The organism is Gynuella sp., assembly GCF_050297175.1.
Lineage (GTDB): Bacteria > Pseudomonadota > Gammaproteobacteria > Pseudomonadales > Natronospirillaceae > Gynuella.
The window spans coordinates 1-26339 of the sequence record NZ_JBNKSF010000052.1 but is presented as its reverse complement, the minus strand read 5'-3'; the positions used below and the strand labels follow the sequence as shown (position 1 = coordinate 26339).

The 26339-nt window shown below is 46.3% G+C and carries 23 protein-coding genes; 15 read left to right on the top strand and 8 right to left on the bottom strand.

All coding sequences use genetic code 11. The features are described from left to right. Positions 1-7: 7 nt before the first annotated feature. The 4 genes from ACQY6I_RS20110 to ACQY6I_RS20095 form a co-directional block, all read right to left on the bottom strand. The gene (locus ACQY6I_RS20110; RefSeq protein WP_428243301.1) at positions 8-2077 is read right to left on the bottom strand and encodes a putative bifunctional diguanylate cyclase/phosphodiesterase; all 2070 of its coding nucleotides are present in this window, start codon (positions 2075-2077) and stop codon (positions 8-10) included. A 568-nt stretch (positions 2078-2645) separates the two neighbouring features. Continuing rightward, a complete protein-coding gene (locus ACQY6I_RS20105; RefSeq protein WP_428243300.1) occupies positions 2646-3644 on the bottom strand; it encodes an oxidoreductase in 999 nt (332 codons plus the stop codon). Then, on the bottom strand, positions 3644-4249 hold the full coding sequence (locus ACQY6I_RS20100) for a DUF502 domain-containing protein (RefSeq protein ID WP_428243299.1): 606 nt from the start codon (positions 4247-4249) through the stop codon (positions 3644-3646). Before ACQY6I_RS20100 ends, ACQY6I_RS20105 begins: the two co-directional genes overlap by 1 nt. A gap of 107 nt (positions 4250-4356) precedes the next feature. After that, positions 4357-5604: a response regulator gene (locus ACQY6I_RS20095; RefSeq protein ID WP_428243298.1), complete on the bottom strand. Its 1248-nt coding sequence runs from the start codon at positions 5602-5604 to the stop codon at positions 4357-4359. 73 nt (positions 5605-5677) lie between these two features. Here ACQY6I_RS20095 and ACQY6I_RS20090 point away from each other — a divergent pair, with 73 nt between their 5' ends. After that, entirely contained in the window at positions 5678-7180 is a 1503-nt protein-coding gene (locus ACQY6I_RS20090) for a carboxypeptidase M32 (protein WP_428243297.1), read from the top strand. Positions 7181-7380: 200 nt separating this feature from the next. On the opposite strand, the gene ACQY6I_RS20085 is transcribed toward ACQY6I_RS20090, so the two are convergent. Together ACQY6I_RS20085 and ACQY6I_RS20080 are read right to left on the bottom strand one after the other, a co-directional pair. Beyond that, positions 7381-7923 carry a hypothetical protein gene (locus ACQY6I_RS20085; protein ID WP_428243296.1) on the bottom strand — a complete coding sequence of 181 codons (543 nt, stop codon included), beginning with the start codon at positions 7921-7923 and terminating at the stop codon, positions 7381-7383. A gap of 169 nt (positions 7924-8092) precedes the next feature. Next, complete coding sequence (locus ACQY6I_RS20080; RefSeq protein ID WP_428243295.1) at positions 8093-9685, bottom strand: ATP-binding cassette domain-containing protein; 1593 nt, start codon at positions 9683-9685, stop codon at positions 8093-8095. 195 nt (positions 9686-9880) lie between these two features. On the opposite strand from ACQY6I_RS20080, the gene ACQY6I_RS20075 reads away from it, so the two are divergent. The 6 genes from ACQY6I_RS20075 to ACQY6I_RS20050 all read left to right on the top strand — a co-directional run bounded on the left by ACQY6I_RS20075 (position 9881) and on the right by ACQY6I_RS20050 (position 17725). Continuing rightward, positions 9881-10771, top strand: coding sequence for an SMP-30/gluconolactonase/LRE family protein (locus ACQY6I_RS20075; RefSeq protein ID WP_428243294.1), 891 nt, complete (start codon positions 9881-9883; stop codon positions 10769-10771). 224 nt (positions 10772-10995) lie between these two features. Then, positions 10996-11901 carry a CAP domain-containing protein gene (locus ACQY6I_RS20070; RefSeq protein WP_428243293.1) on the top strand — a complete coding sequence of 302 codons (906 nt, stop codon included), beginning with the start codon at positions 10996-10998 and terminating at the stop codon, positions 11899-11901. A gap of 719 nt (positions 11902-12620) precedes the next feature. Beyond that, positions 12621-13202: an aspartyl/asparaginyl beta-hydroxylase domain-containing protein gene (locus tag ACQY6I_RS20065; protein ID WP_428243292.1), complete on the top strand. Its 582-nt coding sequence runs from the start codon at positions 12621-12623 to the stop codon at positions 13200-13202. Between the two features lie 638 nt (positions 13203-13840). Beyond that, positions 13841-14479, top strand: coding sequence for a YceI family protein (locus ACQY6I_RS20060; RefSeq protein WP_428243291.1), 639 nt, complete (start codon positions 13841-13843; stop codon positions 14477-14479). 135 nt (positions 14480-14614) lie between these two features. Beyond that, complete coding sequence (arfB, locus tag ACQY6I_RS20055) at positions 14615-15028, top strand: alternative ribosome rescue aminoacyl-tRNA hydrolase ArfB (protein ID WP_428243290.1); 414 nt, start codon at positions 14615-14617, stop codon at positions 15026-15028. A gap of 615 nt (positions 15029-15643) precedes the next feature. Beyond that, positions 15644-17725 (top strand): phytanoyl-CoA dioxygenase family protein, encoded by a 2082-nt coding sequence (locus ACQY6I_RS20050; protein WP_428243289.1) that lies wholly within the window; start codon positions 15644-15646, stop codon positions 17723-17725. A 140-nt stretch (positions 17726-17865) separates the two neighbouring features. Here ACQY6I_RS20050 and ACQY6I_RS20045 read toward each other — a convergent pair whose 3' ends face one another. Both ACQY6I_RS20045 and ACQY6I_RS20040 read right to left on the bottom strand, forming a co-directional pair. Further along, entirely contained in the window at positions 17866-18354 is a 489-nt protein-coding gene (locus ACQY6I_RS20045) for a hypothetical protein (RefSeq protein ID WP_428243288.1), read from the bottom strand. Further along, positions 18355-19113 (bottom strand): sulfotransferase domain-containing protein, encoded by a 759-nt coding sequence (locus ACQY6I_RS20040; protein WP_428243287.1) that lies wholly within the window; start codon positions 19111-19113, stop codon positions 18355-18357. A 108-nt stretch (positions 19114-19221) separates the two neighbouring features. Between ACQY6I_RS20040 and ACQY6I_RS20035 the strand changes: the two genes are divergently transcribed. From ACQY6I_RS20035 to ACQY6I_RS20000, 8 genes are all read left to right on the top strand, one after another. Next, entirely contained in the window at positions 19222-19734 is a 513-nt protein-coding gene (locus ACQY6I_RS20035) for a GNAT family N-acetyltransferase (protein ID WP_428243286.1), read from the top strand. A 499-nt stretch (positions 19735-20233) separates the two neighbouring features. Further along, a complete protein-coding gene (locus tag ACQY6I_RS20030; protein ID WP_428243285.1) occupies positions 20234-20527 on the top strand; it encodes a DUF6916 family protein in 294 nt (97 codons plus the stop codon). Positions 20528-20575: 48 nt separating this feature from the next. Then, positions 20576-21133 (top strand): phage tail protein, encoded by a 558-nt coding sequence (locus ACQY6I_RS20025; protein WP_428243284.1) that lies wholly within the window; start codon positions 20576-20578, stop codon positions 21131-21133. An 11-nt stretch (positions 21134-21144) separates the two neighbouring features. Next, positions 21145-21669, top strand: coding sequence for a phage tail protein (locus ACQY6I_RS20020; RefSeq protein WP_428243283.1), 525 nt, complete (start codon positions 21145-21147; stop codon positions 21667-21669). Positions 21670-21678: 9 nt separating this feature from the next. Continuing rightward, positions 21679-22227, top strand: a complete 549-nt coding sequence (locus ACQY6I_RS20015; RefSeq protein ID WP_428243282.1) for a phage tail protein — start codon at positions 21679-21681, stop codon at positions 22225-22227. A gap of 355 nt (positions 22228-22582) precedes the next feature. After that, a complete protein-coding gene (locus tag ACQY6I_RS20010) occupies positions 22583-23752 on the top strand; it encodes a S8 family peptidase (RefSeq protein ID WP_428243281.1) in 1170 nt (389 codons plus the stop codon). Then, complete coding sequence (locus ACQY6I_RS20005) at positions 23749-24819, top strand: TIGR03032 family protein (RefSeq protein ID WP_428243280.1); 1071 nt, start codon at positions 23749-23751, stop codon at positions 24817-24819. The genes ACQY6I_RS20010 and ACQY6I_RS20005 overlap by 4 nt, the downstream gene beginning before the upstream one ends. Positions 24820-24858: 39 nt before the next feature. Next, positions 24859-26339: hypothetical protein (locus ACQY6I_RS20000; protein WP_428243279.1), on the top strand; the 1481-nt coding region annotated here is incomplete at its 3' end.

Genomic DNA, 26339 nt, shown 5'->3' with positions numbered 1-26339 from the left:
TATGCGTTCATGCTGGTGATCCTAGCACTCGGTTTTCTTTGGGGCAAGCAGCTTCTAATTGATGCCAGCGTTGGCAGAGTGTCTGCCAGTCCAGCGGCGGGCTTTTGAAGTAACCCTGAAAGAACTGACACTTTTGTTTTTTCAGATACAAATATTGTTCCTGTGTTTCCACACCTTCGGCAACGGTTCTCAGGTTAAAGGATTCTGCGAGCAACAGTACTGCCTCGATGGCTACTGATCTTTGTTGTTTGGTCGGATCAAAAGAATTGACGAAACTTTTATCGATTTTAATGGTGTCAACAGGGAACAGGTTCAACTGATTGAATGCCATATAACCGGTGCCAAAGTCATCCAGCGCAATTGAGAAGCCCAGTCTTTTAAGTCGATTGATATTATTGATCACACTGTCGCCCACATCGACCAGACAGGTTTCGGTGATTTCAAGCTCAACCATGGCTGGTTCCACGTCGTAGCGCGCAATCCACTCAGCCAGAATATTGGGAAAATTAACGTTATAGAGTTCCTTGGCGGAAATGTTAATGCTGAATTTCAGGTTTGAAAACTGATTCAATTGCCGGTTGTTCTGCAACTGCTTGAAAATGGTTTCTATGACCCACAGGTCGATTGATTGAATCAGGTCATATTCCTCTGCCACTGGAATAAACACTTCCGGACCAATATGTTTGATCGGTTCATAGTTGCATCGAATGAGCGCTTCCACAGCCTTAATTTTCAGGGTGTCTGAAGCGAAGATAGGCATATAGAGTAGCTCGAAAGCCTGCAGGTTGATCGCTTGTCGCAGATCTGCCGCGAGCTTGATTCGCTCCTGTCGAATGGCATAGATTTCACTGTCAAACATCCGGCTCAGGTTTTTGCCACTCTGTTTGGCGATACGCATGGCGGTATCGGCCCGGGTGAACAATTCATCAAATGTATCTGGTTTGTTTGTAACAGCTATACCAATACTGGCATAGACCTGAAGATCCATCTGCTCGTAGTGCATTGGTTCGTTGATGGCCTGATGCAGACGGCAGTCCATCCATTGAAGCTGCTCCTGGCTGAGATGATGAAAAATGATCAGGTATTCATCACTGGAAAAACGACCAAAGGCCGGGCGTGTCAGCAGATCAGGTTCGTATTCTGTCAGCAGTGCCTGAATACGCTGACTGATGCATTTCAGGATATGATCACCGATCTGATGTCCCAGGCTGTCATTTATCTGCTTGAAGTTATCCAGGTTGACATAGAATGCTGTAGTGACTTTATAGTCACCGGATGACTTCATCCGCTCGAAGTGATGAAGCAGGCCGCGTCGGTTCAGTGCGCCGGTCAATGGGTCACTGATTATGGCTTTTTGAAGCTTCAGGCGATTGCTGTTGAGCAGTACGATGGCTGTGACAAACCAGATGACCAACAGGATTTTGGCCAGATTAAAACCTGATATCAGCTCTCCCTGAAACGTCAGTTGATCGACAGTCAGCTCAAAATCACCGGTACTCGTTATGGAATTCGACAACACCTCCACCATCGATACATTGTTGAGCTCTACCCTGGCATGCTCAAGATTCATCTTCAGCAGAGCTATCCACCAGGTTTCGACCTGTAGAAGATTCATGGGAATCGTCAGCGGTTTGCCATCTGGAGGGGGTAACATAAATGAATTGAACTTGATCGTCACCGGCTCATTCAGCCGGGAATAATCAGGGTTGAAGTTACGCAGGTAGATACGAATGCCTTTCTCTACCTGAGGGGTGTTGTATGTGGCCTGGAACCTGATTTTTTGGAAGTGGGAGAAGTCCCGGCCGTGGCGCATATCATCAGATAGCATGACTGTAAAGCCGCAGAATCTTTCGACTTTGGGGTCATCAATATGACAGATCAGTTCCAGACGGTGCTTATGGTTGTATATTTTTTTGATTGAGGCCCCGTGGTTTTGAATGGGGATAATCATGAATCCCTCTTCCGGGTCAAGCAGGTCCAGAGTGGTATTAAACGATCCCAGAGAATAAACAATCACCGTAATCAACGTAAATGCAATCAGGATGATGAGTGTTTTGATTTCAGCAGACTTAGGCACAGTACCTCCGGCATGGCTGCTGTCCGGCTGTCATTTGAATCACACCAGTAATACCATTTGTTAAAGTGTATTGATCATTCATATTAAATACAGTACGGGCATTACCTTTTATCATTCTATCTGTATGGTACTGGCAGGTTCTGTTTTCCATTTTGTAATCCTTTATTTCCAGATCTATCTGTGTCTGTGTAATGGCTGCCTTCGTGATGATGTACATCGGGAGGTGAGTCGAGAAGATATTCCTGTTGATCTTGTTGCTATGAAATCAATACTTATCATGGCTTTGATATTAAGTAATAATTGTCTGCTAAAGATCTTCTGAAAAAATACCGGCATTACCAACACCGTGTTAAAAAAATTGCTCAAATTAATCATTTATGTCTTATAAGCTCCTGCTTCCCGCAAAACCATTTTACTGACCTGGTCACCGACGATACTCAGAAACGTTCTGGTTTTTTGTCTATGTTGTCGGACTCTTTATTGTTAACAATCAATTCCATTTAACATGATTTCTATAAGTTTTTCTGCGTAATAGAGTGGTATTTAAAGTACTTCTTATAATGTTTGCTTATATTGATGTTATGGAATTTTCAATCATCTCAATAACGGGAATAATGGTTTCGGGTATGACCGGTTCATCATCGTTATTCAGGATAGAGTTTTCCAGTTGTAGAAAGAATTGTTCATAGCAACCAATTTCAGTTTTCAGAGAGTTTTTTTCTAGTTCTGTGAAAAGAGTCCCATAATATTCCAGTTTATCCATGCCCCACTCATCAGTTCCGGGGGTAAGGCCCTGTTTTAACTGTGTTTCCTGTGGATCCAGTCCGTACTTTCGAAAACTGCCAAGAGTTCCCTGAATATTAAAGCGTTCATTGTCGCCAGCCTGAAAGGGTGAGGAGGAAAGATAAACGACCTTATCGGGGTAACTCAATGTTAAATGGAAAGCATCGGTGCTTTCGCCTGATTTGCGTAAAGTATAAAGCTGAGAGTTGGTATTGATAGGTAATCCAAATAACGTGATCGCCTGATCAATCAGGTGCGGCGCCAGGTCCCAAAAAATGCCAGATCCGGGTCCCGCATTTTCTCGCCACCGATTGCGAATTTGTGGTCGAAAGCGATCAAAGCGGCTTTCGAATATTTTAACCTCTCCCAGTTTGCCGGAAGAAATTAGTTTTTTCACCGTCAGAAAATCTCCATCCCAGCGGCGATTGTGAAAAACGGTCAGTTTTTTCTGTTGCCGGCGTGCAAGTTCAATGAGCTCCCGAGCCTCAGCAGTGTTTAGCGTAAATGGCTTCTCCACCACCACATGGGCACCTGCTAGAAGCGCACTCTTTGCCTGACTGAAATGCAGATGATTAGGTGTGGTCACAATGACAAGGTCTGGTTTCAGTCTCTGCAGACATTCTGACAGTTGCGAAAAGATTTGGGTTACCGGGTAGGTGGCCAGGATTTCTTCTGGCCTTGATGATACGAATCCAACCACATCAAAAGCATTATTCAGCGTTAAAAACGGCAGATGGAAAGTTTTGGCAGAATAGCCGTAACCAACGATTACGGTCTTAATCATTATCCCCCCTTGGTCGTCTGGCTGCCGGTCTGTGAAATACCGGCGGTCAACATAAAACGAACGGCCTCTTCAAAAGACCAGTCCACATAAATCAGATCAGACTTTTTCGCCAGTATCGTTACTCCGGCAATCTGATAGCTGAGCTGAAACAATACCGGTACCCACTCTTCCGGCTCATCGGGCAGAGCCTCTGTCAGTGGTGAAGGCACATGGTCGCTGGTCACAAAACCGACAATATAGTGGCCGCCGGGTTGTTTGATGAGTACTGTTTGCCGGTGTTTGTTCTGGGTGGGGTTGCGGTTCATCAGTGACGCCAGGTCCTTGATCGAACCATATACAGTTTTAAACAATGGAAACCGCAGTAACTGCACCTCCATCCGCTGATACAACCAGACGATAGGGCTGACGCTGAATGCCAGGCCAATGGTTAGAATCAGACCGATAATCAGGACGAAGCCGCTTCCGGGCCATGGTGTCGACCAGCCCAGCAACTGCAGCAACGACAACCCCAAGTCATCCAATGTTTCAATAATGGACCAGAACAGCCAGATAGAGATGACTAATGGGAGAATATTCAGGATCCCGCGAAGCAGCGCTTTTTTCATGAGGGCCCCTTTGAATCAGGCAAAATGAGGACAAGCCACGTAAATAACAAATGTGGTCAGGAAAAACAATCGATCTGCAGGATGATTAAAGTAAAGACCTTATCTTCTCATTCTTCTCCAAAGATCATATTGCTGCCAGCGTGCTTGGCTTCCAGTAGACAGTTATTGGCCCGAAGCAGGAAATTGTCCAGCGAACGGGCGGGTTGACTGGCTATGCCGGCGGTAAAGGTGATAAATATGTCTTCCTCTCCGTGTTCAATTGCCTGCACCGCAATGTGCTGTTTAAATCGATTGAGCAGCTCACCACTTTGTTCCTGATCCTGACCAGGAAATACGATGGCAAATTCCTCCACACCGGTGCGGGCCAGGATCTGTTTTGGAAAAGACTCGCGTAGTTCGCGGGCAAAAAAAGTCAGTAGCCGATCACCGAGATCACGGCCGTAAGCATCATTGAGTGCCTGATATTCATCAAGACTGAGAAGAGCAAGACAAAACGGTTTATGATGTTGATTGGTCAGTGCCAGGGCTGGTTCCGCATGTTCATAAAACCAGCGACGGTTGGGGAGTCCGGTCAAATCATCTTCATAGGCCATGGCCTGTACCCGTTCCAGCAGATACAGGTTATCCATATTGCTGTGAATGCGGCAATGAAATTCTTCACTGTTAAAGGGTTTTGCCAGAAAGTCATTGGCTCCGTTTTTAATGAACCGGGTGGATGTATTAGCTTCCTCTGTCGACGACAGGCCGATAATGACCATGTCCTGACGGTCCAGTTTATGGCGCAGTGTCAGCACCAGTTCGAACCCATCCATTTCGGGCATCTCATAATCGGTGATTACCAGTTTGATTTCCGGGTGTTGCTTTAATACTTTCAGAGCTTCCAGTCCGTTACCGGCTTCCAGTACTTCAAACAATTGCGTTTGCAGTAAATGCCTGATATGACTGCGAACTGCCTTGGAATCCTCAACCACCAGTACCCGTGTTCTCAGGTTGCGGGACAGACGGTTCACCAGATCGATGGCATATTCGTAAGAATAACGACCTTCCTTACGGACATAGTCAACAATGCCTTTTTGAATCAATTGGTTTTGCAGCTTTTCATCGAAGTTGCCGGTAAGTACGATGGTCGGCACCTTCGCATTGATAAAATAGTCGACGATATCTGCTGATGACGCATCTGGCAGGGTCAGATCCACGACAGCGGCAAAACAACTGTCCGGGTTTTGTTGGTGAATCTGTTTTGCCTGACTCAGAGATGCCGCAGCTACGGCATCATGATGATCAATACGGGTTGCCAGATGACGCAGTATTTTAAGGATGACCGGACTATCGTCCACTAATAAGACGTATGACATAGGGCCTGCTTTTTTTTTAACTGTTTTAATCAGCATAGCCAATTGTTACAGATTAGCCATTTCAGGAGACATTATGAGTCGGAATTACCATAAACTCTGCCAGCGTTTTAACCGCTTGTTTCAGTTGAATCATGCCACGACATTTCTGGCCTGGGACCAGGCCGTCATGATGCCTGCTGGAGGTAACCAGCCGCGAGCCAACTCTCTGGCAGAACTGGCTGGCCTGCAACACGAACTGTTGACTGCGGCAGAAGTCGGAGAATGGCTGGATCAGGCCGCAGGGGAATCCTTGTCGGCCAATGAACAGGCCAGCCTACGGGAAATGCATCGTCGCTGGCGTCAGTCCAGTTGCTTACCAGCGGAGCTGGTACATGCCAAAACCCTCGCCGGAGCCAAGTGTGAACATGCGTGGCGGCAGCAGCGTATCGATAATGACTGGAGCGGTTTTCTGGGGAATTTCCGTGAGGTTGTGAAATTATCACGAGAAGAGGCTCAGTTGCGTCAGGCGGCCAGCGACGGCGAATGTGACACTCCTTACGATGCCCTGCTGGATTTGTATTGTCGCGGCGATTCCAACCAGTTCATAGGACAGTGCTTTGATCGTCTTAGGGCTGAGCTGCCGGCTCTGATACAGCAGGTCATCGATCATCAGCGCAGTCGCGAGTCGATCCAGATCAGCGGCACGTTTGACGTATTACAGCAAGAGGTGCTGAACAAAGAACTGGCAGCGATGCTGGGGTTTGACTTCAGCGCAGGTCGGCTCGATGTCAGCACCCACCCGTTTAGTACCGGTGTTCGTGGTGATCAGCGAATCTGCACCCGTTATCGCGATGACGAATTTGCCCAATCTCTGCTGGCTACAGCTCATGAAACCGGTCATGCCAGTTATGAGGCTGGTCTGCCGGAACTCTGGAATGGTCTGCCGGTAGGCGAAAGTAACAGCATGTGTATCCATGAAAGTCAGAGTCTGCTGTTTGAAAAACAAATTTTTCTGTCACGGGCATTTAATCAGCATTTCACTGCACTTATGCATGAAAAACTACCGCAGACTCAGACCTGGAACAGCGATGCATTATGGCAGTCTTATACGGTGGTTGAACCTGGTTATATCCGGGTGGAGGCGGATGAAGTTACTTATCCTATGCACGTGGTTTTGCGATATGAGATCGAGAGTGCATTGATCAATGGTGAGATGGAGGCTGAAGACATTCCCGATGCATGGAATGACAAAATGCAACGTTATCTTGGTATTGATACTCGTGGTAACTATAAAGATGGCTGTATGCAGGATATCCACTGGACCGATGGTGCGTTCGGGTATTTCCCGTCTTATACCATTGGTGCGCTAAACTCAGTGCAGTTGTTTCATACCATCAAACAGCAGAATCCGGACTGGCAGGATCGTTTTGCCCGTGGTGATATTCAGTTTGTTCGTGACTGGCTGCAACAACATATCTGGCAACATGGTTGTTTTATAGATGCCCAGGACATGATGCAGGCTGCTACCGGCCAGAAAACCAATCCTGATTTTTTCCTGGAACACATCCGCAGTCGTTATCTGAACGAGCAGTACTGATGCGAGTGTGAGGCTTGATAGGGGGAGTGTTTTGAGAGGGCGCTTACAATACTGTCGAGCGCCTTTTCCGACAGGCTTGGCAAGTCCCGCGTTTGCTTCGACAACGTGGCCCCTTCCTCACCAAAACTGACGGAAAATTCCGGTGCAGAGGTTGTGACTATGGCAACCTCTTATGGCTCATGATGCAGATCTTTGTAGGCTTATTGCCAGAAAAACACTGCTTCAGCGGTACTGCAGTTTATCATGCTCTGATCAGCATCCGGCAGATAAACCTGTAATGCGGCAGACACCGGATATGTAAGATACTGCGAACATTGAGCGCTCTGCCCATTACCAATCACCACTTTCGTACCGGGTTTTAGCTCGCAGCTGACCAGTGCATCCAGCGCAGACCACTGATAACAGATTTCATAATCACTGCGATATTGAGCGATGCTGCCTGCCGGTTTCTGCAAGGCCCACCAGGCACCCATGCGACTGTAAGGGTTAGTGCTGTTCCAGGCTCGAAACAGTGTCAGGCTGGCATCCGCATTTAGCTGGTATACCTGCCCCTGGCAGAGTTTGCCATTATTGGCACTGCCAAGAGCGCTGTTGAGCAAGGCTGCGTCTTCGACTTCGCTGAACAGTGATTGAAAATCCGCGGGTAACTCAGTGGTACCGGCACATTCGTCGGTTTGCACCAGTTCGGGAGTGCTACTGCAGGATGCCAGCAGTGCCACTGACAGAAAAAGTAATCGTTTCATAGTGAGTCTGTTCCAATCTGAATGATGAGGGCCGGGACAGCGTGCATCCCACGCGCAGGGCATTGACATGACGCTGCTATCTTGAATGAGCGGATGATCTTCGCCATGGTGCATTAGTAGGATCCCGGCCACGCTTCTGGCATGGTGGCCACCCGCATTCCCCCCATAGCTACATGCAGATGACCTGATCGACGTGAATATTGGCCAGCAGATAGTCATCGTGACTGACGATGATCAAGGCGCCGGCAAACGCATTGATAGCGCTGACCAGCGTGTCTGCTGTCTCAAGGTCGAGGTGGTTGCTGGGCTCATCCAGCAGCAGCAACTGAGGCGTCTCCGGTCCCATGAGAACTGCCGCAATGGCGGCTCTGAGTTGCTCTGACCCAGACAGATCTTTCACCTCAATATCATGCTTCGCCGCTTTCAGGCCGACGGCTGCCAGAGTGGTTCCCACCGTTTGTGGGCTGGCCCTGGGGTGCATTCTCAGAAAGTTATCCCAGCTACTTTGTTCGGGCTGTAATACCGACAACTGCTGATCCAGATAAGCCATATGGACATGACGGTTCATGCTACCGGACAGTACTGGCAGATTTCCACGCAGAGTATTGAGCAGGGTTGATTTGCCACATCCATTACAACCCTGTATCTGCAGATGAACCGGACCAATCAGTTCAAAGGTGACTGCGCGTGTTTGAAAACCGGTGTAGCCGCAAACCACATCATGTAGTTCAATAACTTTTTTGCCGGGAGAAAGATGACTGTTCGGCAGTTCAATGCGAATGTCGTCTCGCCACTCCAGCTCACTATATCGTTGTTGTCGCTGAGCATGGGTATCGGCCAGTGCCTGCTGATGGCGGTGTAGCTGCGAACTCCGGCCTTTTGCACTTGAATCAATATTGACATCCACTTCCAGCTTGCTGGTGTCCTGCCGCTCTGCTTTGCGTTTGCCACTGGCCGCGCGACGCTGGCTTTTTTCCACAGTACTCTGCAGTGCCCGTTGCTGCATTTTCAGTTGCCGGTCCATTTGATTCAGGCGCAGTTGCTGGTTTTGCAATCGCTGCGTTCTGTTGTCGAGATAGTGCTTAAGGCCACCGGTATGATGAAACAAACCATTACTACTGAGCTCGTACAGCACGTCGATATGATTCAGCAGAAAACGATCATGCGTAATGACCAGTTTGGCAATGCCATTATCGGTGAGTAACCACTCAAGCAAATTATGTTTTTGCTCCCGATCTAGATGGTTACTGGGCTCATCGAGAATGAGAAAATCAGGCTGCTGAAACAGCGCCGCCAGTCGCAACAATTGACTCTGCTGTCCACCGCTGAATTGTTGCCAGGTGTCGTTCAGGTCCCATTGGAAGGTAATGTTCAGGTTGTCAGCTGTTTGTTTTAAGCGAGTGAGCCAGTCCCAGTGATGCTCCAGAACATCATAATCAGTTTCCTGCATCAGACCATTTTCAACATGCATCTGAGCGCGATGGAAATGTTCTACGCCCAGTACTTTGAAGAGCCGGTCATTGGCATGACCGAAATACCTTTGCGGCAGATAGTACACTCGCCCAGAGGCAAGTATCTGACCACTGGATGGCGTTAGTTCTCCAGCCAGCAAACGACCGAGAGTGGACTTACCAATACCATTGATACCAACCAGCGCCTGTAACGGCTCACTAAAACTGGCGTTCAGATCATTCCAAAGAGTCAGTCCACTGGTGAACTGATATGACAGATGTGATAACGAAATATAGACAGGGGCAACCATAACCAATCCTCAATAAAACAGATATAACAATGCTTTAAGGGATTAGTTGTTCACTGGCATACACCTCAGATGGATGGCTGGGAACGGAAATGTAACGCAACTAAATTGTGTTTGTCCAGTCTCTGCTGTATTCAATGGTTGATTCAAATTACCTGAGAAACGAGAATAGCAATAGTTTATTTTGAGGGGAAAAAAATGTCAGAGTTGCGTGATTGGCAGGTATTATGGCCTGGAGAAAACCAGCTCGGAGAGGGAATATTGTGGCATCCTGAGCTGCAAACCCTGTTCTGGGTGGATATTGTGTGTTCTGAGCTGTTTGCCATGCCATGGCAGCGCCCCGACCTTGTCAGTTGTACCCTGTTGCCATTTAAGGCCAGCCATGTTGCCCTCTGCGACGATTCTGACTATCTGCTGTTGGCGACCAATAAAGGAATTGCCAAATGGCATATTACCGAACAGCGGCTGGATGACATTATTGAGATTCCCCAGTTGGAAAAAGGCGTACGTTGCAACGACGCTGCCGTGGCGGAGGATGGTAGCTATTGGGTGGGGTTGATGTCAGAACCACCGGAAGCGGAGCGTGGATGTATTGTGCGAGTAGCGCCTTCCGGCAAAGTTGAAACCATCAAAACCGACATTTCAATTCCCAATACTATGTTGTGGCATGAGCGGCATTTTATTTTTGCCGACTCCGGGCTGCATACTTTGTTTCGTCAACCGATAACGGCGGATGGTTCGCTATCGGGAGAAGCAGAAGTGTTACTGACACTGGACAGTCATGATCAGACACCAGATGGATCGACTCTGGCAACAGACAACAGTATTTTTAATGCCATCTGGCAGGGGCAGCGAATTCAACAGTTATCGCCCTCTGGTAAATTGTTAGAAGAGCATTACCTGCCAGTCTATAGTCCGACTTCCTGCACTTTCTGTGGGCCTGAGCTTGATTATCTGGCGGTGACTTCCGCCCGGGTCGATGTGCCGGCACCAGTGCTGGAGGAATTTCCCCTTACAGGTGCACTGATTTGTAAGAAACTGCCCATTACCGGCACTTTGGCCCGGACATTTCACTGGCCTGAGCAGTAGCACTGCCAAATACCATGTGAGCATTTGTTTCGGTGCTGGTTTTTTAAAAAAATATGAACCAGCACCGGGATTCATCCCCTCAACTGTCCTTTAATAATCACCCTGTGGCAATTGTTAATACGGCATAAATCCATGCTACTAACATCATTGCCGGTCTTTTTGTGTATCGTCGTCACCGTGCGACATTTGCCAATGAGTGATCCTGACGGGGCTGAGTAGGTTTTATGAATAAGATAGTAAACCCATATTATTGTGCACTGGCCATGTTGATTCCCCTGACCGCGTGTAATACCACTGTGGATGGAGAACAACAGCAGATTCTTCGTTTAAGTAACGGCCAAGCGGTGACCGGGTTGACAGCCAGCTTCGGAGAAGATCGATACTTTATGCTTGATGTGCCGGCAGATGCGACAGACCTGACGTTTACAATCAGCGGCGGATCGGGCGATGCTGATTTATACGTCCGGGCCGGTTCGCTACCGGAACTCAATAACTTCGATTGTCGCCCTTACCTAAAAGGCAACGAAGAAAGCTGTAGTGCGCTAACAGAGACCAACATTCCATATTATGTTCTATTGCATGGATCGTCCGATTATACAGAAGTGACTTTGCTGGCGGTTTATAAGCAGAAAACCGGAAACGGTGGCGATAGTGGTGAAGATAACAGTAGTGGGGATGGCGGTGGTCAGACCGCAGAGTGCGTTATCACCGACATTGAGGCCGAATTGCTGGCGGCTCATAATGAAGCAAGAAGTCAGGCTCGTAGTTGCGGCGGTGACTATTTCCCAGCGGTACCGGCATTAACTTGGAACTGCAAGCTGGCCAGCGCCGCGACAGTGCATAACCAAGACATGATTGATAATAACTACTTCGATCATACGGGTTCAGATGGATCGCGACCGGCGAATCGCGCCAAGGATGCAGGTTATAATTACTCCTGGGTCGGTGAAAACATTGCTGCCGGTTATAACGGTATCACCAGTGTTATGGATGGCTGGCTCAAGAGCCCCGGACACTGTCGCAATATTATGAGCAGTAACTACACAGAAATGGGAGCATCCATACTGGATGGTACCTCTCAGACAACCTACTCCGTATACTGGACAGCCATGTTTGGTCGCCATCAATGATTGCTCGTCAGATATACTGGTGAGTGTCTTTTTTGTCGGGGAATTGCAGGTAGCCTTCCCCGCAATGCTCTCAGAGGTTCCCTAAAAAAATCCTGCCTCTGACCCACCTCATCGATACCATGCCAGTACCGTTATTCTGGTTGAAGTTCTATTAGCCTGGCAATTAAATATACCAGGCTAATCGTGTGATGCAGGGAGGCACTGAAATGCCACTACACCATTTTTGCAGCCAATGCGGGTCTTGAGAAATCAGGGCTTTTAGTGCGATATCTCCAGATTTTTCCGGGCAACAATCAAAGAGATCAGAACAACCTAATTAATTACCGGGTTAATAGTGCGTTGTCATCACTGCCAGCTCAAAACAATCAGAGAAAGACCTTGTTTATGAATTAAATGCCTAATGGATTTCAGAGGCCCCCTGGAATAGTTACGTGATTTTTTATTTTCATGGAATAAATATTTTGTCCTGTCGGAGTGTCTGTTTCACTAATGCTTACTACTAATTTTTAAAAAACCAATGGCAGTTATAATCGGTTTATAAAGGTGATAAATATTCTTGTCGTGTTAATAAATTGTATGAAGCATTGGTGTTATGTAAATTTATGAAAGGATGCTAATTAATATCTCATACTTTTGTATTAGTAATTATATCGAGACTCAAAATTAGTCTTTAATATGGCTGTGGTTGTAAGACTCACTTATGTCACCAGGGGAAAAAAATGCTTTTTTCACGTCTGGATCTACCGGTAGATTTTACGAAGATCAGAAACGAAATCAGAACCTTGCTGTGTGCCCGTTGGGTCGATCACGTTAATGCCGGTGGTTATGATGGCAAGTGGGATGTTCTGCCATTAAGAACCCTCAAAGAACATCATGGTCGTCACCCCATATTGCAGGCGTTTTCGATAGAATCCACCGGAAAGTGGGGAGATCTGGATATTCTGAAAAGATGTTCATCTTTGCAAAACTGGTTGGCATCTTTCCAATGTCCCGTGAAATCGGTGCGGTTAATGCGATTAGCTCCCGGAGGGCATATCAAACCCCATCGTGACCTGGGATTGGAGTGGCATTCTGGTGAGGCTCGCCTGCACCTGCCTATATGGAGTGATACCAACGTTCATTTCATGGTCAAAGGGCAGCCGGTTCCCATGCAGGTTGGAGAGCTCTGGTATATCAATGCTGGGGAAGTCCATGAAGTCAGGAATGACAGTGAACAGAATCGTATCCATCTGGTGATTGACTGCGAGGTTAATGACTGGTTGTTTGGATGTTTTGATGATGATTCTGTGATGTCGGCCTGACGCATGACACTTAACGAGAAACTACCTGTTCGCAGTCGAGCTACCTGTGAACCTTTCCTAAAGAATCTCTGAAAATGGCCTATTTTCTGTCAGCTCCCGTCTCACATCCTTATTTACACCCGTAAGTTGCGATGTTGCGGGTGATGCTTCCCCGCCTTCATCAAAACTATTCCTATTTTTCACAGGCCCCCTAACGCTCCACAGCGCTGTTGGCGAATGGCAATTCAAACATTGTTGGCTTGGGGAAGTGGTCATTGCTATCTGTGTGTTTAAGTGACCATATGGCATTAGTATGGCAAATAGTTTGATCATTCCTTCAACCCGGATCCCAAGAAAAACCCTCATAGATGGTACTTCCAATGATACGGAGAGTTTGAATACTGTTTTCTATTATCTGGATCGCTATCATTAAAGCCAGGGTTACCCGGGTGGTTTTCCCTGCTCATATTTATAATCGTTTGCAGTTCTGTTGGGCGGCACAAGTACAAGATTTCATGGCGACCGCCAACATCCATCAAGAACCCGATCAATGCCAATAACGCATAATTTACCCGTTTAGAGATATTCAATCCTGATAGAACAGGCAAGATCTGCAACCGACATGTTAGGATAGTATTTTTAACCTTGAGCCAAGGACCATGAAACAGAGTCGTTTTTTGATTTATATTGTATTTTTATGGAGTCTTTTCTGCTCATCAGCCTGGGCCACCGTATATAATATTGACAGCCAACAATCCTATTTTCATATTTTGACCGGTCGTGCCGGACCTCTTAAAGCCTTTTCGCACCGGCATGTCATCGAACTGGGTCCATTGACCGGGCAGATTCAATATCAGCCGCAGGGCACATCGACAACCGAATTAGTCTTATCTCCCGCAGATTTTTTGGTGGACAGGCCTGAGACCACTGCCCGTTATCCAGATATCTGGGGGGAGGAAACGGTTAAAGAAAGTGCTGCCAAAGGCACGAGAAAGAACATGCTCAGCAAAAAACTGCTGGATGCTGAAGATTTCCCGGTTATCACGGTGGATATCAATCTTAAGCAACAGAAAAATACCGTTTTTGAGGCGGTAGTGACCATCAAAGGGCAATCATTTACCTTTCAGATTCCGGGTCAGTTAACAGTCAATGAAAACGATCTGACAGCGATCGCTGAATTTACGTTAACCCATGAACAATTGGGATTAAAACCTTTTAAGGCCATGGGTGGCGCAATTGCGGTGGGCGATGAAATTCACTTCCTGGTGCATATTGTGGCGACAGCAGCTGATCAGTGATAAAGCGATGTCGACCGGTATTCCCAAGGTATCATTAACGGATAATGATCTTATTTAAAGTGGCTTTCAGCTCTGGATGGCAGGCTGTTCAGATCGACCACATTCATTTATCAATTTGATCCGGCATTAGTATTTATGTTGCAAATTTCCAATCAGGTTTTCATTCCCGATCACGAAATTCAGCTCGAAGCTATTCGCGCCCAGGGCGCGGGTGGCCAAAATGTGAATAAGGTCTCTTCAGCCATTCATTTATATTTCAATATCAACGCATCTTCACTGCCACTGTTTTACAAAGAACGCCTGTTGGCTCTGAAAGACCGGCGCATCAGCAAGGAGGGGGTGATCGTTATTAAAGCCCAGCGATTCAGAACGCAGGAGAAAAATCGTGCTGATGCTATGGAACGATTACAGGAGTTAATCCAAGGGGCTGCCGTGCAACAAAAAGCCAGAAGAGCGACCAAACCTTCCCGCAGCTCCCAACAGAAACGCATGAACCGTAAAACCATTAGAGGTAGAACGAAGGCTTTGCGGGGGCGGGTGGTTGAGTAAAGGTTTTAAGCGACCAATGTTCGAATCGTACCGTTGGCCATTTATTAACCCGGCCGGTATACAGGTCGGGTTAATAGTACGAATGCAAGTCATTTCCCAATGTCTATTATGTTTTAAGGATCATAGTACGCTTCCAATACCACTAAAAACCGGATAGGTCATCCATAGCTGTGCTGGCAACAGGACTGCCAATCGATCACTCATAAAGCGTTGATTTTTAAGCAGGTAAGCCCTTGAAAATATCAAAGGAAGTTATGGTTCATCGAAGCTTGGAGTAATGTTTAGAACTATCTCCAAAGGTCTCACTTCCCTGAACACATTCTCATCAGTGAACTCGTGCTTGGGGATTTATATTTCCGCCGACCGCTCGTACTTTCGATTGAGTTTATTGGGTATCTCCGCAGAGTTGAGCTTTACTGAATGGCATTCCAAGCTCATTTCATAACAATAAGAAAGTACCGGTGTGCTGTTCACTGCTGATTTCACTGATGGACTTTTCGGCAGTTAGGGATGCACGGCTTGTTAGGGTTATTACCATAATGCCAGAACGCCCCCAGGCCTCTTGTCCGGAATGTCTCGTATCTGGTTACTGAGAATCGCAATCAGGAAGTACGTATGCCAACAGTACAATCAACACCAAACGATAAAGATGTATTACCCAACATCGATATGGAGATTGTGCCGGAGCAGTTGGCGGATGAAATTATTGAACATGTTTCGGCACTCATGGCAACCGAGCCTGATGCTGGATTTGCCAGGCCGCACATTGATGCCCTGGTAACAGCGTTTGGCAGGTTGACCGGCATTTCTGCCAATGATCATCTGGAGCGAAGCCTGGGCATGTCATTGCAATCCGGTATTGCACTTTCTCCCATCCAGGCTGCCAAATGTCTGCAGGATCTGATGCGCACTCACACATTTATAGTCGCAGTTGCCAGAGCCATCCAGGATCAACTGGCCATTAGGGGAGAAGTGGAAGTCCTCTATGCGGGCACCGGACCTTATGGGGTGTTGCTATTGCCGGTGCTGGCTGGTCTTCGGGATTGCCGTGTACGAGCGACATTGCTGGATATTCATCAAGAGAATATCGCCGCCGTCACGCGTGTTGTTGAGATCCTGGGGATTCAAAATAATATTCGTGCGATAGCACTCGCCGATGCCTCAGTCTGGCAATCACCGCAGGGATTACGATTCGACATTGTACTTTCTGAAACCATGAACTGGATGCTCAAGAACGAACCTCAGGTGCTGATCTTCAGCCATCTGCAGCAGTATCTCAGAGATGCTCAAAGTGTGTTGATTCCGCAGCAGGTTGTGCTAGATGCCTGCCTGTATAATGCAGGACAGTTCAACCGTTACTGTCTGGGTGAGTGTGATAAACCAACTGAAACAGCATTGGGGACATTTGCGTGTCTTAACCGCGAAACAGCCACTGCGATCGCAAACGGCCAAACTCAAATATTAAATGGGATGATTCATGTTCCCGATCCATTACCCGGTGACCATAACGCGCTTAAATTCCGTACTGAAGTACAGGTATATCAGGACTTGTGGTTGCGTGACGGGGAATCGTCTTTATGTATTGCGATGAAGGTTGATCAGGGACAGTTTGCACCAGGGGATGTGATTTCCATGAACTACCTTTTCGGCGCTGCTGCCAATGATGAGCCACCTGGTTTTGATATAGGTTTTCCCGCCAGACGTCATGTCGCAGTTGAACCTGTATCTTCACAGCATATGGGTATGTTGGGTATTCGGCATTTGCAGCGCTTGTGGCACAAGGCACAACTGCAAAAGTCTGGACAGCTTGATCCTGATATCATTGATAAAGAATGGATGGTGGACCGTACGGTGATCGATCTGTTGGGAGTGGGTCTTGGTGAATGTTTGGAATTCTTGTACCAGCAAGCGACAGATTTCAATACTTTTGAGCAGTGGCTGCTGGATTGCAATGGTAACGGCTTTGACGCTGAGCGTGTCGATCATATTAATACCGTGATAAATCGTTTGCTGAACCCTACACCACCTAAAAAACGTAGCCCGTCTTTTCTCGACTCTGAGCAGTTGGTATTCTGGCATAAGCAAGGTTATCTGGTCGTTGAAGGCGTTTTGAATGAGTCGCAATGCCGGGCCACCGCAGATTTGGTATATCAGTTTTTGGGTAAACATCCTGAGCAACCACGAAGCTGGTATGAGCCGCATCCGGCCATGCAGAATATTATGGTGCAGCTGTATCGGCATCCGCTTCTGGATGCCAACCGACGGTCTGAAAAAGCCCGAAGTGTATTTGCAGATTTATGGCAGACGGATCTATTAAATTGCTCGATAGATCGTGTGGGTTTTAACCCACCGGAAACTGATCAGTTTCGTTTTCACGGTACCCGCCTGCATTGGGATATAGACTTTTCCAAGCCGTTAACATTCGCTACCCAGGGGCTAATTTATCTGACTGATGTCGCTGAAGATCAGGGAGCGTTCAGGTGTGTGCCAGGATTTCAGCACCATTTACAAGACTGGTTGGCAGGTTTGCCTCCAGGTGCCGATCCCAATCAGCAGGACCTGAGTATGCTAACGGTTAAAAATATCGCAGCGCCGGCGGGGTCGCTTGTGGTATGGCATCAGTTTTTACCTCACGGTGCAAGTCCCAATCGGGCTCGTTCTCCGAGGTTAGTGCAATATTTCAATATGACCGCGTAATGCGGGGTATTTGGATATTTTTCATAGCGATTGACGAAAGCGTAACGACGGCTGATCGGGCAGGCTATCAGTTCTAATGCCAAAATTCCGGAGCAGCATTGATTGCAAAATAAACCGCTGGTATTACGGTTTTAACAATGTTAATCACGTAACCATTTTTCCATCGTTGGGTAACTATCAGGCTGGCACATTTGCCAATACGCTAATAGTGGGTAGCCAAAACCACCACGAGAGGAAAAAGATTCAATATAGTTTTTTGAGCCTCCTTGGTAGCCATCCGGATGAAATAAAACCTCCGCAGCCAGTCCGATTTTGGTACATGCGGCCCACGACCATGCGATTGCGGCCATTTCTTCTGCTGGTCCATGGCCGCATTTATGTACGTCGCCGCTCAGGTGCTCTCGCTTTTCGGATGGTGTGACGGCAATATGTCCGGCTTCATGTAAAAGATCACCAGAATATTTCAGTTTGTCCAGATCGATGATCAACCTTCCCTGATGAATCAGAATGCCCGGTAGAAATGTATGTGTTGATAACTGAGAATATTCAATAGGAATTTTGACCAAGTTTAGAAAATCAGTAATTGTACGAGTGATATTTTCAGGCTCCATAGTCAATAATTTTTCCAATTAGTTAATGTCATAAGAATAGGAAAGATCTCTGGCTATCGCCAGAATATCCGGATGCCTGTAAATCAGCCTGCGGTTAAAAGCGCTTTGAGGAATCCCAGAAAAACTATCAACTGCTGCGTAGTCTATATTTTGAACCATGGTGTCTGATAGCAGGAAGCTCAATATTTTATTAATGGTGCAGTGATTAAACAGTTCATCGAAACGAATTGTCAGCCAGTTTTCTTGTGGCCATTGTTGGTTATATTCTTTCGCCTGCAATTGAACTTCAGCCCAGTAATACAGGTTTTTTTCAAATGGACTCATGTTTGACCATAAAAAAGTGTATTGTGACAGCTTTGCGCCATCACACGCTGGATGGAAGAGTTCTTTCTCTGGAATATGGGGAAGAATAGGGGGAACAAACGCATTTTGTTTCAGCCACGAAATGGCGGTGTCTGTAGGGTCGCGATGGAGATAAATTATTTTTACATCAGTCGCCAATTGCTGATACAACCAATCCAGGTGACGCCATGAAGGAAATCCACATTCAATATAGTGACCAGTGTTATGAGTATGATTACGAATAGCATTTAGGTGTTTCTCCAGTACTTCTTTGTTTTGATTCAATGGATTCGCAGGAGAGTTATGACAGGGAGCATATTGGAGGTGTATCGGTTCATGAGTAATCCAGAAATTACTTTCCAGAATATTTCTCAGCGTATTGTATAACCACTGTGTCCCGCACCGGCCTGTTGATAACACAAAAAAACTTTGCATATCGGCTCCTACTATTGAATGAGAAAATTGTTAACTTTTTTAATTACGATGATATCAATTTGTCTATACTGATTATGGAATGCTATAACAACAACAGGAATTTAGCTTATGGAATTTAGCAAGCTCAAATTGCCCAAAGGACTGAGTATAAGACCTTCAAAACCTACGGATAAGGCATTTCTTGAACAGTTATATAAATCCACCAGAGAAGATCTTCAACAGATCAATGCCGAGCAGGATTTTGTGGAGTCAATTCTTGATCTCCAATGGCGGGCTCAAAGTCAAGGGTATGGAGACCAATATCCAAATGCGATGTATTTTATTATCGAAAAACAAGGCGAGTCGGTTGGTAACGCCACGTTAGATTTTGGTCCTAATGAGATATGTCTGGTTGATCTTGCCTTGTTACCTAAGGCTCGTGGACTGGGTTATGGAGGGGCCGCCATTCAGTCCTTTATGTACTGTGCCCAACAAACAATGACTCCTTTTTCGCTTTGTGTGCTAGAACAAAATTTTGGTGCTCGACGACTTTATCAACGACTGGGTTTTATGGTTGAAAGTGTCCAATTACCTTATCTAAGAATGGTTTGGTATCCCAAAAAAATACAGACAGCTGGTTAGTGTAAGGTTATATGCGATACCTGGATACTCCTGACTCTTTAAATATTTCATCAGTGAGACATTATATCAGGTTGTCTCTGCCACAAAGATTCTATAGCAGTTTTGACTGAAATAACGGAGTTCAGTTGGCGCTATAAAAAATGTTTTTGGGAGTCTATCGTATTTTTCGGGTGACTACGGTTAGATGTTTTTCCTGTAGCACGGTGTGTACGAAAAAAGAGAAGGTTTATAGAAGGCTCTGACTCTATTAACCAGGCATTCAAATAAGTTCTTCTGATCAATTTGAATGTCGCCTTTTGAAATCTGCGAAATCTCTCGATTTTAAAAAGGGGCGTATGGACATAAACCCATGGGGTGAATCTGACACCTGCAAGCGTCCATGAGTCATTATTAACCGACTAGGTTGATAAATAAGATCAGAATGTTTTTTGAGTTTCTAAGGAACTCGTGGAAGAAAATTTTAGTCCTTACACCCTTAAACTTAAAAAGAGGGAAACTGATGGATAAATTTAACTATGACACTTTGCAGTCTATTGTTGGTCAAAAAGTAAAAGCCAGTGATGACCATGACAATGAACTTGATCAGCTGGTGGTGATAAAAGTGGTAAGGGCCATTCAGGACGGTGATGAATTTGATGCCTTTTGTGTATTGTTGGAAGGCAGCGAGGATGAACACTTACCGCAAAATAACTATAAACTCAGTCATGATGCTTTTGGTGAAGCAGTGTTGTTCTTATCGCCACATGATATCAATAAATACGAAATTATCGTATCTCGAAAGAAAGGTTCATAACCAATCCAAAGTAAAACTACTCATTCATGTTTAGTTTGGAGATTAACTATGTCAATACCTTTTTATGGCGAAATCAGGATGTGGGCAACTGTGTTTGCTCCTAGATCCTGGGCTAATTGTGATGGTCAGATTCTGGCCATTACTGATAATCAGGCTCTAGCTGCATTAATAGGAGCTATTTATGGCGGAGATGGTCGTAACACTTTCGCTTTACCAGATATGAGGGGGCGAACGCCGCTTGGAGATTCATCTTCCGGTGGTGGCTATTCACTTGGTTTGCGATATGGCTTTGATACTATTTCATTATCTGAGAGTAACCTGCCGTCGCATACACATACGCTAAAAGCTAACACGACGCCCGGTACGACCAATTTTCCGATATCAAAAACGACGGTTCCTGTTCACCGTATGTTGTCACAAACCACTCCGGTGACTACTAGTAACTCTTACTTTTATTATGATGACCAGAATCAGAGTAGTTTAACCTCACTTCATCCGAATATGATATCCGATGCAGGTGGCAGTCAGGGTCATTTTAACATTCAACCTTCTCTGGGAATGCGCTTTTGCATTGCCATGGATGGGTTGTTTCCATCTCGCAATTAAGGAGGTTTTCTGTGTCTAATAGTTATGTAGGTGAAATACGAATCTTTGGTGGCAACTACGCTCCAAGGTATTGGGCTTTTTGTGACGGACAGTTATTGTCGATCCAAGAATACACCACTCTGTATGCCGTAATTGGAACCACCTATGGCGGTAATGGCACGACTAGCTTTGGCCTGCCTGATTTTAGAGGGAGGATACCCGTACATATGGGTATAGGGCCTGGAGTGACAATCCCCTGGCAGCAGGGAATGAAGCAAGGGACTGAAATCGTCACGCTAGACGAAACTGAGATGCCCGTACACAGTCACAGTTTTAATGTTTCACCCAACACTGCCAACGTCAATACACCCAGTCAAGAAAGTGTGATCGGTTCTGAACAACATTATGCGGATGCTTCGAATATGACATCGACTGCATCACTGGCAGATGAGTCTTTGGAAGTGGCCGGTGGCTCTCTGGCTCACAATAATATGATGCCTTTTCAATGCATGAGTTTCATCATTTGCTTGACTGGCGACTTCCCAGCACGTAACTAGGAGTAAACCATGTCTAATCCTTTTCTTGGTGAAGTTAGAATGATAGCTTTTACTTTTGCACCCCGAGGTTGGTCATTCTGTGCAGGCCAGTTATTAACCATTGGAAATAATGCAGCACTGTACAGTGTGTTGGGAGTTTCTTATGGTGGTAACGGTGTCAATACTTTTGGAGTGCCTAACCTCAGTGAAAGAGTTCCAATGCATGCCGGCACAGGTCCAGGACTAACGTCAAGACAAGTTGGAGAGAAGGCAGGCTCAGATACCGCATCTTTGAGTGTTTCACAAATTCCCAGCCACGATCATCAGCAGCTAAATACGGGTATTAGCTCGCCAGCGAATATAACGTATACCGCTACTCAAGATTCGTTGCTGTCTCAATCATTGAACGTTGGCGGCGGACGTGCAAATGCTTTTGGTGATCCCAGCCCACAGCAAACCGATATGCACCCTAAAGCAATTGGCTTCGCCGGAGGCAATCAGGAGCACTATAATATGCAGCCTTTTATATGCATTAATTTTTGTATTTGTCTGGATGGCATGTATCCAGCGCGTAATTGATCGTTACCTGCTCTGCCTCGTGTGTTCGTTGTTCTCGGAAAATAAGTTTATATGAGACGAATAGATGAGACGGAGCTGTTATCACCTTACTTGATTGCATGCTCTTTGGTACTACACTGAATAAACAATTTAGTGCCTGTTTCGAGTGAATAGATTTATGCTCGAGTTTCTGTCGTTCGCAAGGCAGCTTGTACCATGGTGTATGGGCGCCATATTTTCCGTCAGTGCCCATGGTTTTGCTAGTACAATAACAATCTATGATGGTGATCGCCTGCTTTCGTTTGAGACAACCGTATCGGAACGAAATGATGGCTCATCAGGTTACTTTTATGCCCGATTAATTGATGGTACCGGAATGGGCGTTGCACGCAGGTTGATCGTTCGTACCAGTAGCGACGACTTAACCCGCTATATACAACAATATAGCTCAGGATGGCACTGGAAACCCCTGGCTCACTTAGGTGAAAAAGATGGGCTGTTTCTGGTTGAACTCCCTGATCAGTTTTCGATGCGGCAGGTGATCGAAACTAGTCAGAATTTAAACGAAATGGACTGGGTTCGTTATGCTCAGCCGGACTTGTTTTTTTCTCATCAACTGGCGCGGGGAAAACCTGTTTATCAGATGAATAGCTTCAGTCTGGCCGATGATATTCATTTACCTTTTGCCTGGAATTTCACTTTGGGGGAATCTGTAAGTGTAGCAATCATTGATGATGGTTTCAGGCTACAGCATAAAAGTTGGGAGGGGGTTAATATTGTGCCTACCTTCAATAGTGCAGCTCCCAGCCATCCAGGGGCTGATCATGGTGGTCTTGTTGCTGGTGTTATTTTTGCTCATAAATACAAGAACGGGAATCATGGAGTTGCTCCAGAAGCAGATTTTGTACCGATACAGATGGCAGGTGGATGGAGCTCACAAATAATACATGCCATTTTACAGGCGATTGCGGCTGGTGCGGATATCATTAATATCAGCTGGACTCTGCAATATACCACCCAACCTGTTCAGGATGTTATTGAATATTACTATTATCATGGTAATGAAGAAAAAGGGGTGGTCTTTGTCGCTGCGGCAGGAAATCGTGACCGTCATAATCATGACGACACTGAAGCGCTGGCAAATTTGCCTTGGGTAATTTCAGTCGGCTTTGTTGATCATGCTAATACTGTTTTGGTAGGTGATTATGGGGTTAAGGTCGATATTGCTGCGCCGACAATGTTGCCCACTCCTTCCCCAAAATCAGCAGAAGACTTTGTCCGTATTGCAGGTAGTTCAGGTGCAGCGCCAGTTGTCAGTGGTGTGTTAGCACTGATGGCCAGTATTGATCCCACATTGACAAGCCAGGAACTTAGAACTTTACTTATTGGAACGGCCGACCCTCTTCTCCATGACACGACCTGCTGTAACGTGTCCACCAGATTCCCCTATGGGTTGGTGAATGCTGAACAGGCTGTATCAAGTGTATTGGCACAAAGATCTGATAAGAAAAAATCAGGTTATCGACCGACAGGAGAAGTTGATTGAGTCATATAGCAGTAGCTTCTGAAGAAAAACAAGAGTCAGGGTCGGGACCTGATTTTAGCTGCTTGGCCAGTGGAAATTTTGCGCCGTTGCTGAGTGAGTTGAAGGTGGCGATTATGCTGACCTCATATCAGGCAAGCAGAGTTTTTATTGTACGTGCCAATGCTAATCAACTCCATGTTAGCACCAAAACCTTTCCTCGGCCTATGGGCTTAGCCATTGATCAGAACCGTCTGACTTTAGGTATTTATTCGCAATTGGTGGATTTTAGGATTACCACATCAGTTGTGGAAGATTTAGAACCGGTGGGACTGGTTGACGGCTGCTATGTGCCTAGCAGTACCCATGTGACTGGAATGATCAATGTTCACGATATTGCCTGGGGAGATGAAGGCCTCTGGGTGGTTAATTCTCAGTTTTCCTGTCTGTCCCTGATTCAGTCTGGTTATAGTTTTGTTCCCAAATGGAAACCTCCTTTTATCAGTGCTTTGGCACCAGAGGATCGTTGCCATCTTAATGGCATGGCAATGCGCGATGGTAAACCACGCTATGTGACCTGCTTTACTGATCGAGATGATTCGTCGGCATGGCGCAAAGAACGGCTGCCGATTGGCCAGCTGATTGATGTGGATACAGATAAAACTCTAGTGAGTGAGCTGTTTATGCCTCATTCACCACGTTATTATCGTGGGAAAGTATATTACTGCAACTCCGGTTACGGAGAGTTTTGTATGTACGATCCAGTTACTGGAGAAAATTCCACTTTGCAAAAATTACCCGGATTTACCAGAGGACTGGGGTTTTATGGTCCACTGGTATTTATCGGCACTTCCCGCTCACGAAGCTCGGATGTCAAAACCGTTCTACCTTTAAAAACTGAGTTTGAAGAAACACAGACAGGTATCTGGGTGCTTGATTTGAATTCAAACGAGATTATTTCACAACTGATCTTTAATGATGATTTGCATCAGATATATGACATTGGTGTGATAGCTCAGTGCAAGTTTCCAGAAATATTACAAATAGACGATCCTTTAGTCGCACAGATCTTCGATTATCCAGGACTATAGTCAAAAACCGGCCTCAACCCATGTTGAGAGGTGACAATTATGAGTCAGAACAAGATATTTCATTCTAAGGCAAGTAAACATACTAAAAGCAGTCGCTTCAAGTTAGCGGCGGTTCCTATTCTAGCCTTGGGCGTCAATACTCCGGTGATGGCACAAGGCATAAGTGTTGCCTCTTCGTCGCGGAGTGGCAATGGACGCAAAAAATATTATACGGAGGAGATATCGTCCAGCTATTCTGAAAGCCGGCGAAGTTTCAACACATTTTCCGTATCTGGTTCCGTTGCGACTACAAGCTCAGCAGTTTTAGACGAACCAACAGATGAAAGTATCATCTCAGCAGTTAAGTGGTTAAAAAAGACGATTCGTAATAATAATAAGACGTCTGTTGCAATAAGTGGCGATGTTGATGCTTGGTGCGAAAGCTCGGGTGCTTGGGCGGGAATTCAATTTACCGCAACCTGCACCGCAGGTTACTGTACCGATACTACCCATAACTATAGTTGTGCGTTTGATTCGTCTTGTACGGGTGCTCCACTCAGTAGCAATAACGCGCCAACGAATATTGGCCTTAGTGCCAACACAATCAACCAAAGTTCAACGAGCGGTGGTGCTACGGTGGGTAGCTTGAGCACTACAGATGCGGACGGTGGTGACTCGCATACCTATTCCCTGGTGAACAATGGTACTTCTGCTAATGGCAGTTGTGGTGCCAGCGGTGATGATAACAACAGCAGTTTTTCTATTTCCAGCAGCAACCTGCAAACAGCCAGCAGTCTGTCAGCGGGTAGTTATAACATCTGTATACAAACCCATGACGGTACTACCAGCTATCAAAAAAGCTTTTCCGTTACCGTCAATGACGATGTGGCACCGAGTGGTCACAGTGTCAGCTTTGATGACAGTACTATTAATGCTTCTGAAGTATCCAGTCAGAGTTTTACCTTTGCCTCAGCGGAAGTAGGTGCCACTTACAGTTACACCGTTTCCAGTTCCGGTGGCGGTACCAACGTTACCGGTTCTGGTACCCTCAGTACTGCAACCGATCAGATCACGGGCCTGAATTTATCCGGTCTCAGTGATGGTACCCTGACGTTGTCGGTAGTGGTGACCGATACCTCTGCCAATGCTGCAGTCGCCGTGACCGATACGGCAACCCTGGATGTCACGGCGCCGAGTGGCCACAGCGTCAGCCTGGATAACAGTACTTACAACGCCACCGATGCCGCCAGTGCCAGTTTTACATTTGCCAGTGCCGAAGTGGGGGCGAGCTACAGCTACAGCATCTCAAGTTCCGGTGGCGGCACGCCGGTGACTGGTTCCGGTACGCTCAGCACCGCAACCGATCAGATTACCGGGGTAGACATTTCCGGCCTGAGTGACGGCACCCTGACCATTTCTGTGGTGGTGACCGATCCAGCCGGTAATGCCGCGACGGCGGTGACTGATACCGCAACCCTGGATGCTACCGCGCCCAGTGGCCACAGTGTCAGTCTGGATAACAGCACTTACAACGCTACCGA

Bases quoted from the DNA above. Each gene is read 5' to 3' on its own strand.
- ACQY6I_RS20105 (WP_428243300.1), bottom strand. From the start codon at position 3,644: ATGATTAAGACCGTAATCGTTGGTTACGGCTATTCTGCCAAAACTTTC.
- ACQY6I_RS20100 (WP_428243299.1), bottom strand. From the start codon at position 4,249: ATGAAAAAAGCGCTGCTTCGCGGGATCCTGAATATTCTCCCATTAGTC.
- ACQY6I_RS20095 (WP_428243298.1), bottom strand. From the start codon at position 5,604: ATGTCATACGTCTTATTAGTGGACGATAGTCCGGTCATCCTTAAAATA.
- ACQY6I_RS20090 (WP_428243297.1), top strand. From the start codon at position 5,678: ATGAGTCGGAATTACCATAAACTCTGCCAGCGTTTTAACCGCTTGTTT.
- ACQY6I_RS20085 (WP_428243296.1), bottom strand. From the start codon at position 7,923: ATGAAACGATTACTTTTTCTGTCAGTGGCACTGCTGGCATCCTGCAGT.
- ACQY6I_RS20080 (WP_428243295.1), bottom strand. From the start codon at position 9,685: ATGGTTGCCCCTGTCTATATTTCGTTATCACATCTGTCATATCAGTTC.
- ACQY6I_RS20075 (WP_428243294.1), top strand. From the start codon at position 9,881: ATGTCAGAGTTGCGTGATTGGCAGGTATTATGGCCTGGAGAAAACCAG.
- ACQY6I_RS20070 (WP_428243293.1), top strand. From the start codon at position 10,996: ATGAATAAGATAGTAAACCCATATTATTGTGCACTGGCCATGTTGATT.
- ACQY6I_RS20065 (WP_428243292.1), top strand. From the start codon at position 12,621: ATGCTTTTTTCACGTCTGGATCTACCGGTAGATTTTACGAAGATCAGA.
- ACQY6I_RS20060 (WP_428243291.1), top strand. From the start codon at position 13,841: ATGAAACAGAGTCGTTTTTTGATTTATATTGTATTTTTATGGAGTCTT.
- arfB (WP_428243290.1), top strand. From the start codon at position 14,615: ATGTTGCAAATTTCCAATCAGGTTTTCATTCCCGATCACGAAATTCAG.
- ACQY6I_RS20050 (WP_428243289.1), top strand. From the start codon at position 15,644: ATGCCAACAGTACAATCAACACCAAACGATAAAGATGTATTACCCAAC.
- ACQY6I_RS20040 (WP_428243287.1), bottom strand. From the start codon at position 19,113: ATGCAAAGTTTTTTTGTGTTATCAACAGGCCGGTGCGGGACACAGTGG.
- ACQY6I_RS20035 (WP_428243286.1), top strand. From the start codon at position 19,222: ATGGAATTTAGCAAGCTCAAATTGCCCAAAGGACTGAGTATAAGACCT.
- ACQY6I_RS20030 (WP_428243285.1), top strand. From the start codon at position 20,234: ATGGATAAATTTAACTATGACACTTTGCAGTCTATTGTTGGTCAAAAA.
- ACQY6I_RS20025 (WP_428243284.1), top strand. From the start codon at position 20,576: ATGTCAATACCTTTTTATGGCGAAATCAGGATGTGGGCAACTGTGTTT.
- ACQY6I_RS20015 (WP_428243282.1), top strand. From the start codon at position 21,679: ATGTCTAATCCTTTTCTTGGTGAAGTTAGAATGATAGCTTTTACTTTT.
- ACQY6I_RS20010 (WP_428243281.1), top strand. From the start codon at position 22,583: ATGGGCGTTGCACGCAGGTTGATCGTTCGTACCAGTAGCGACGACTTA.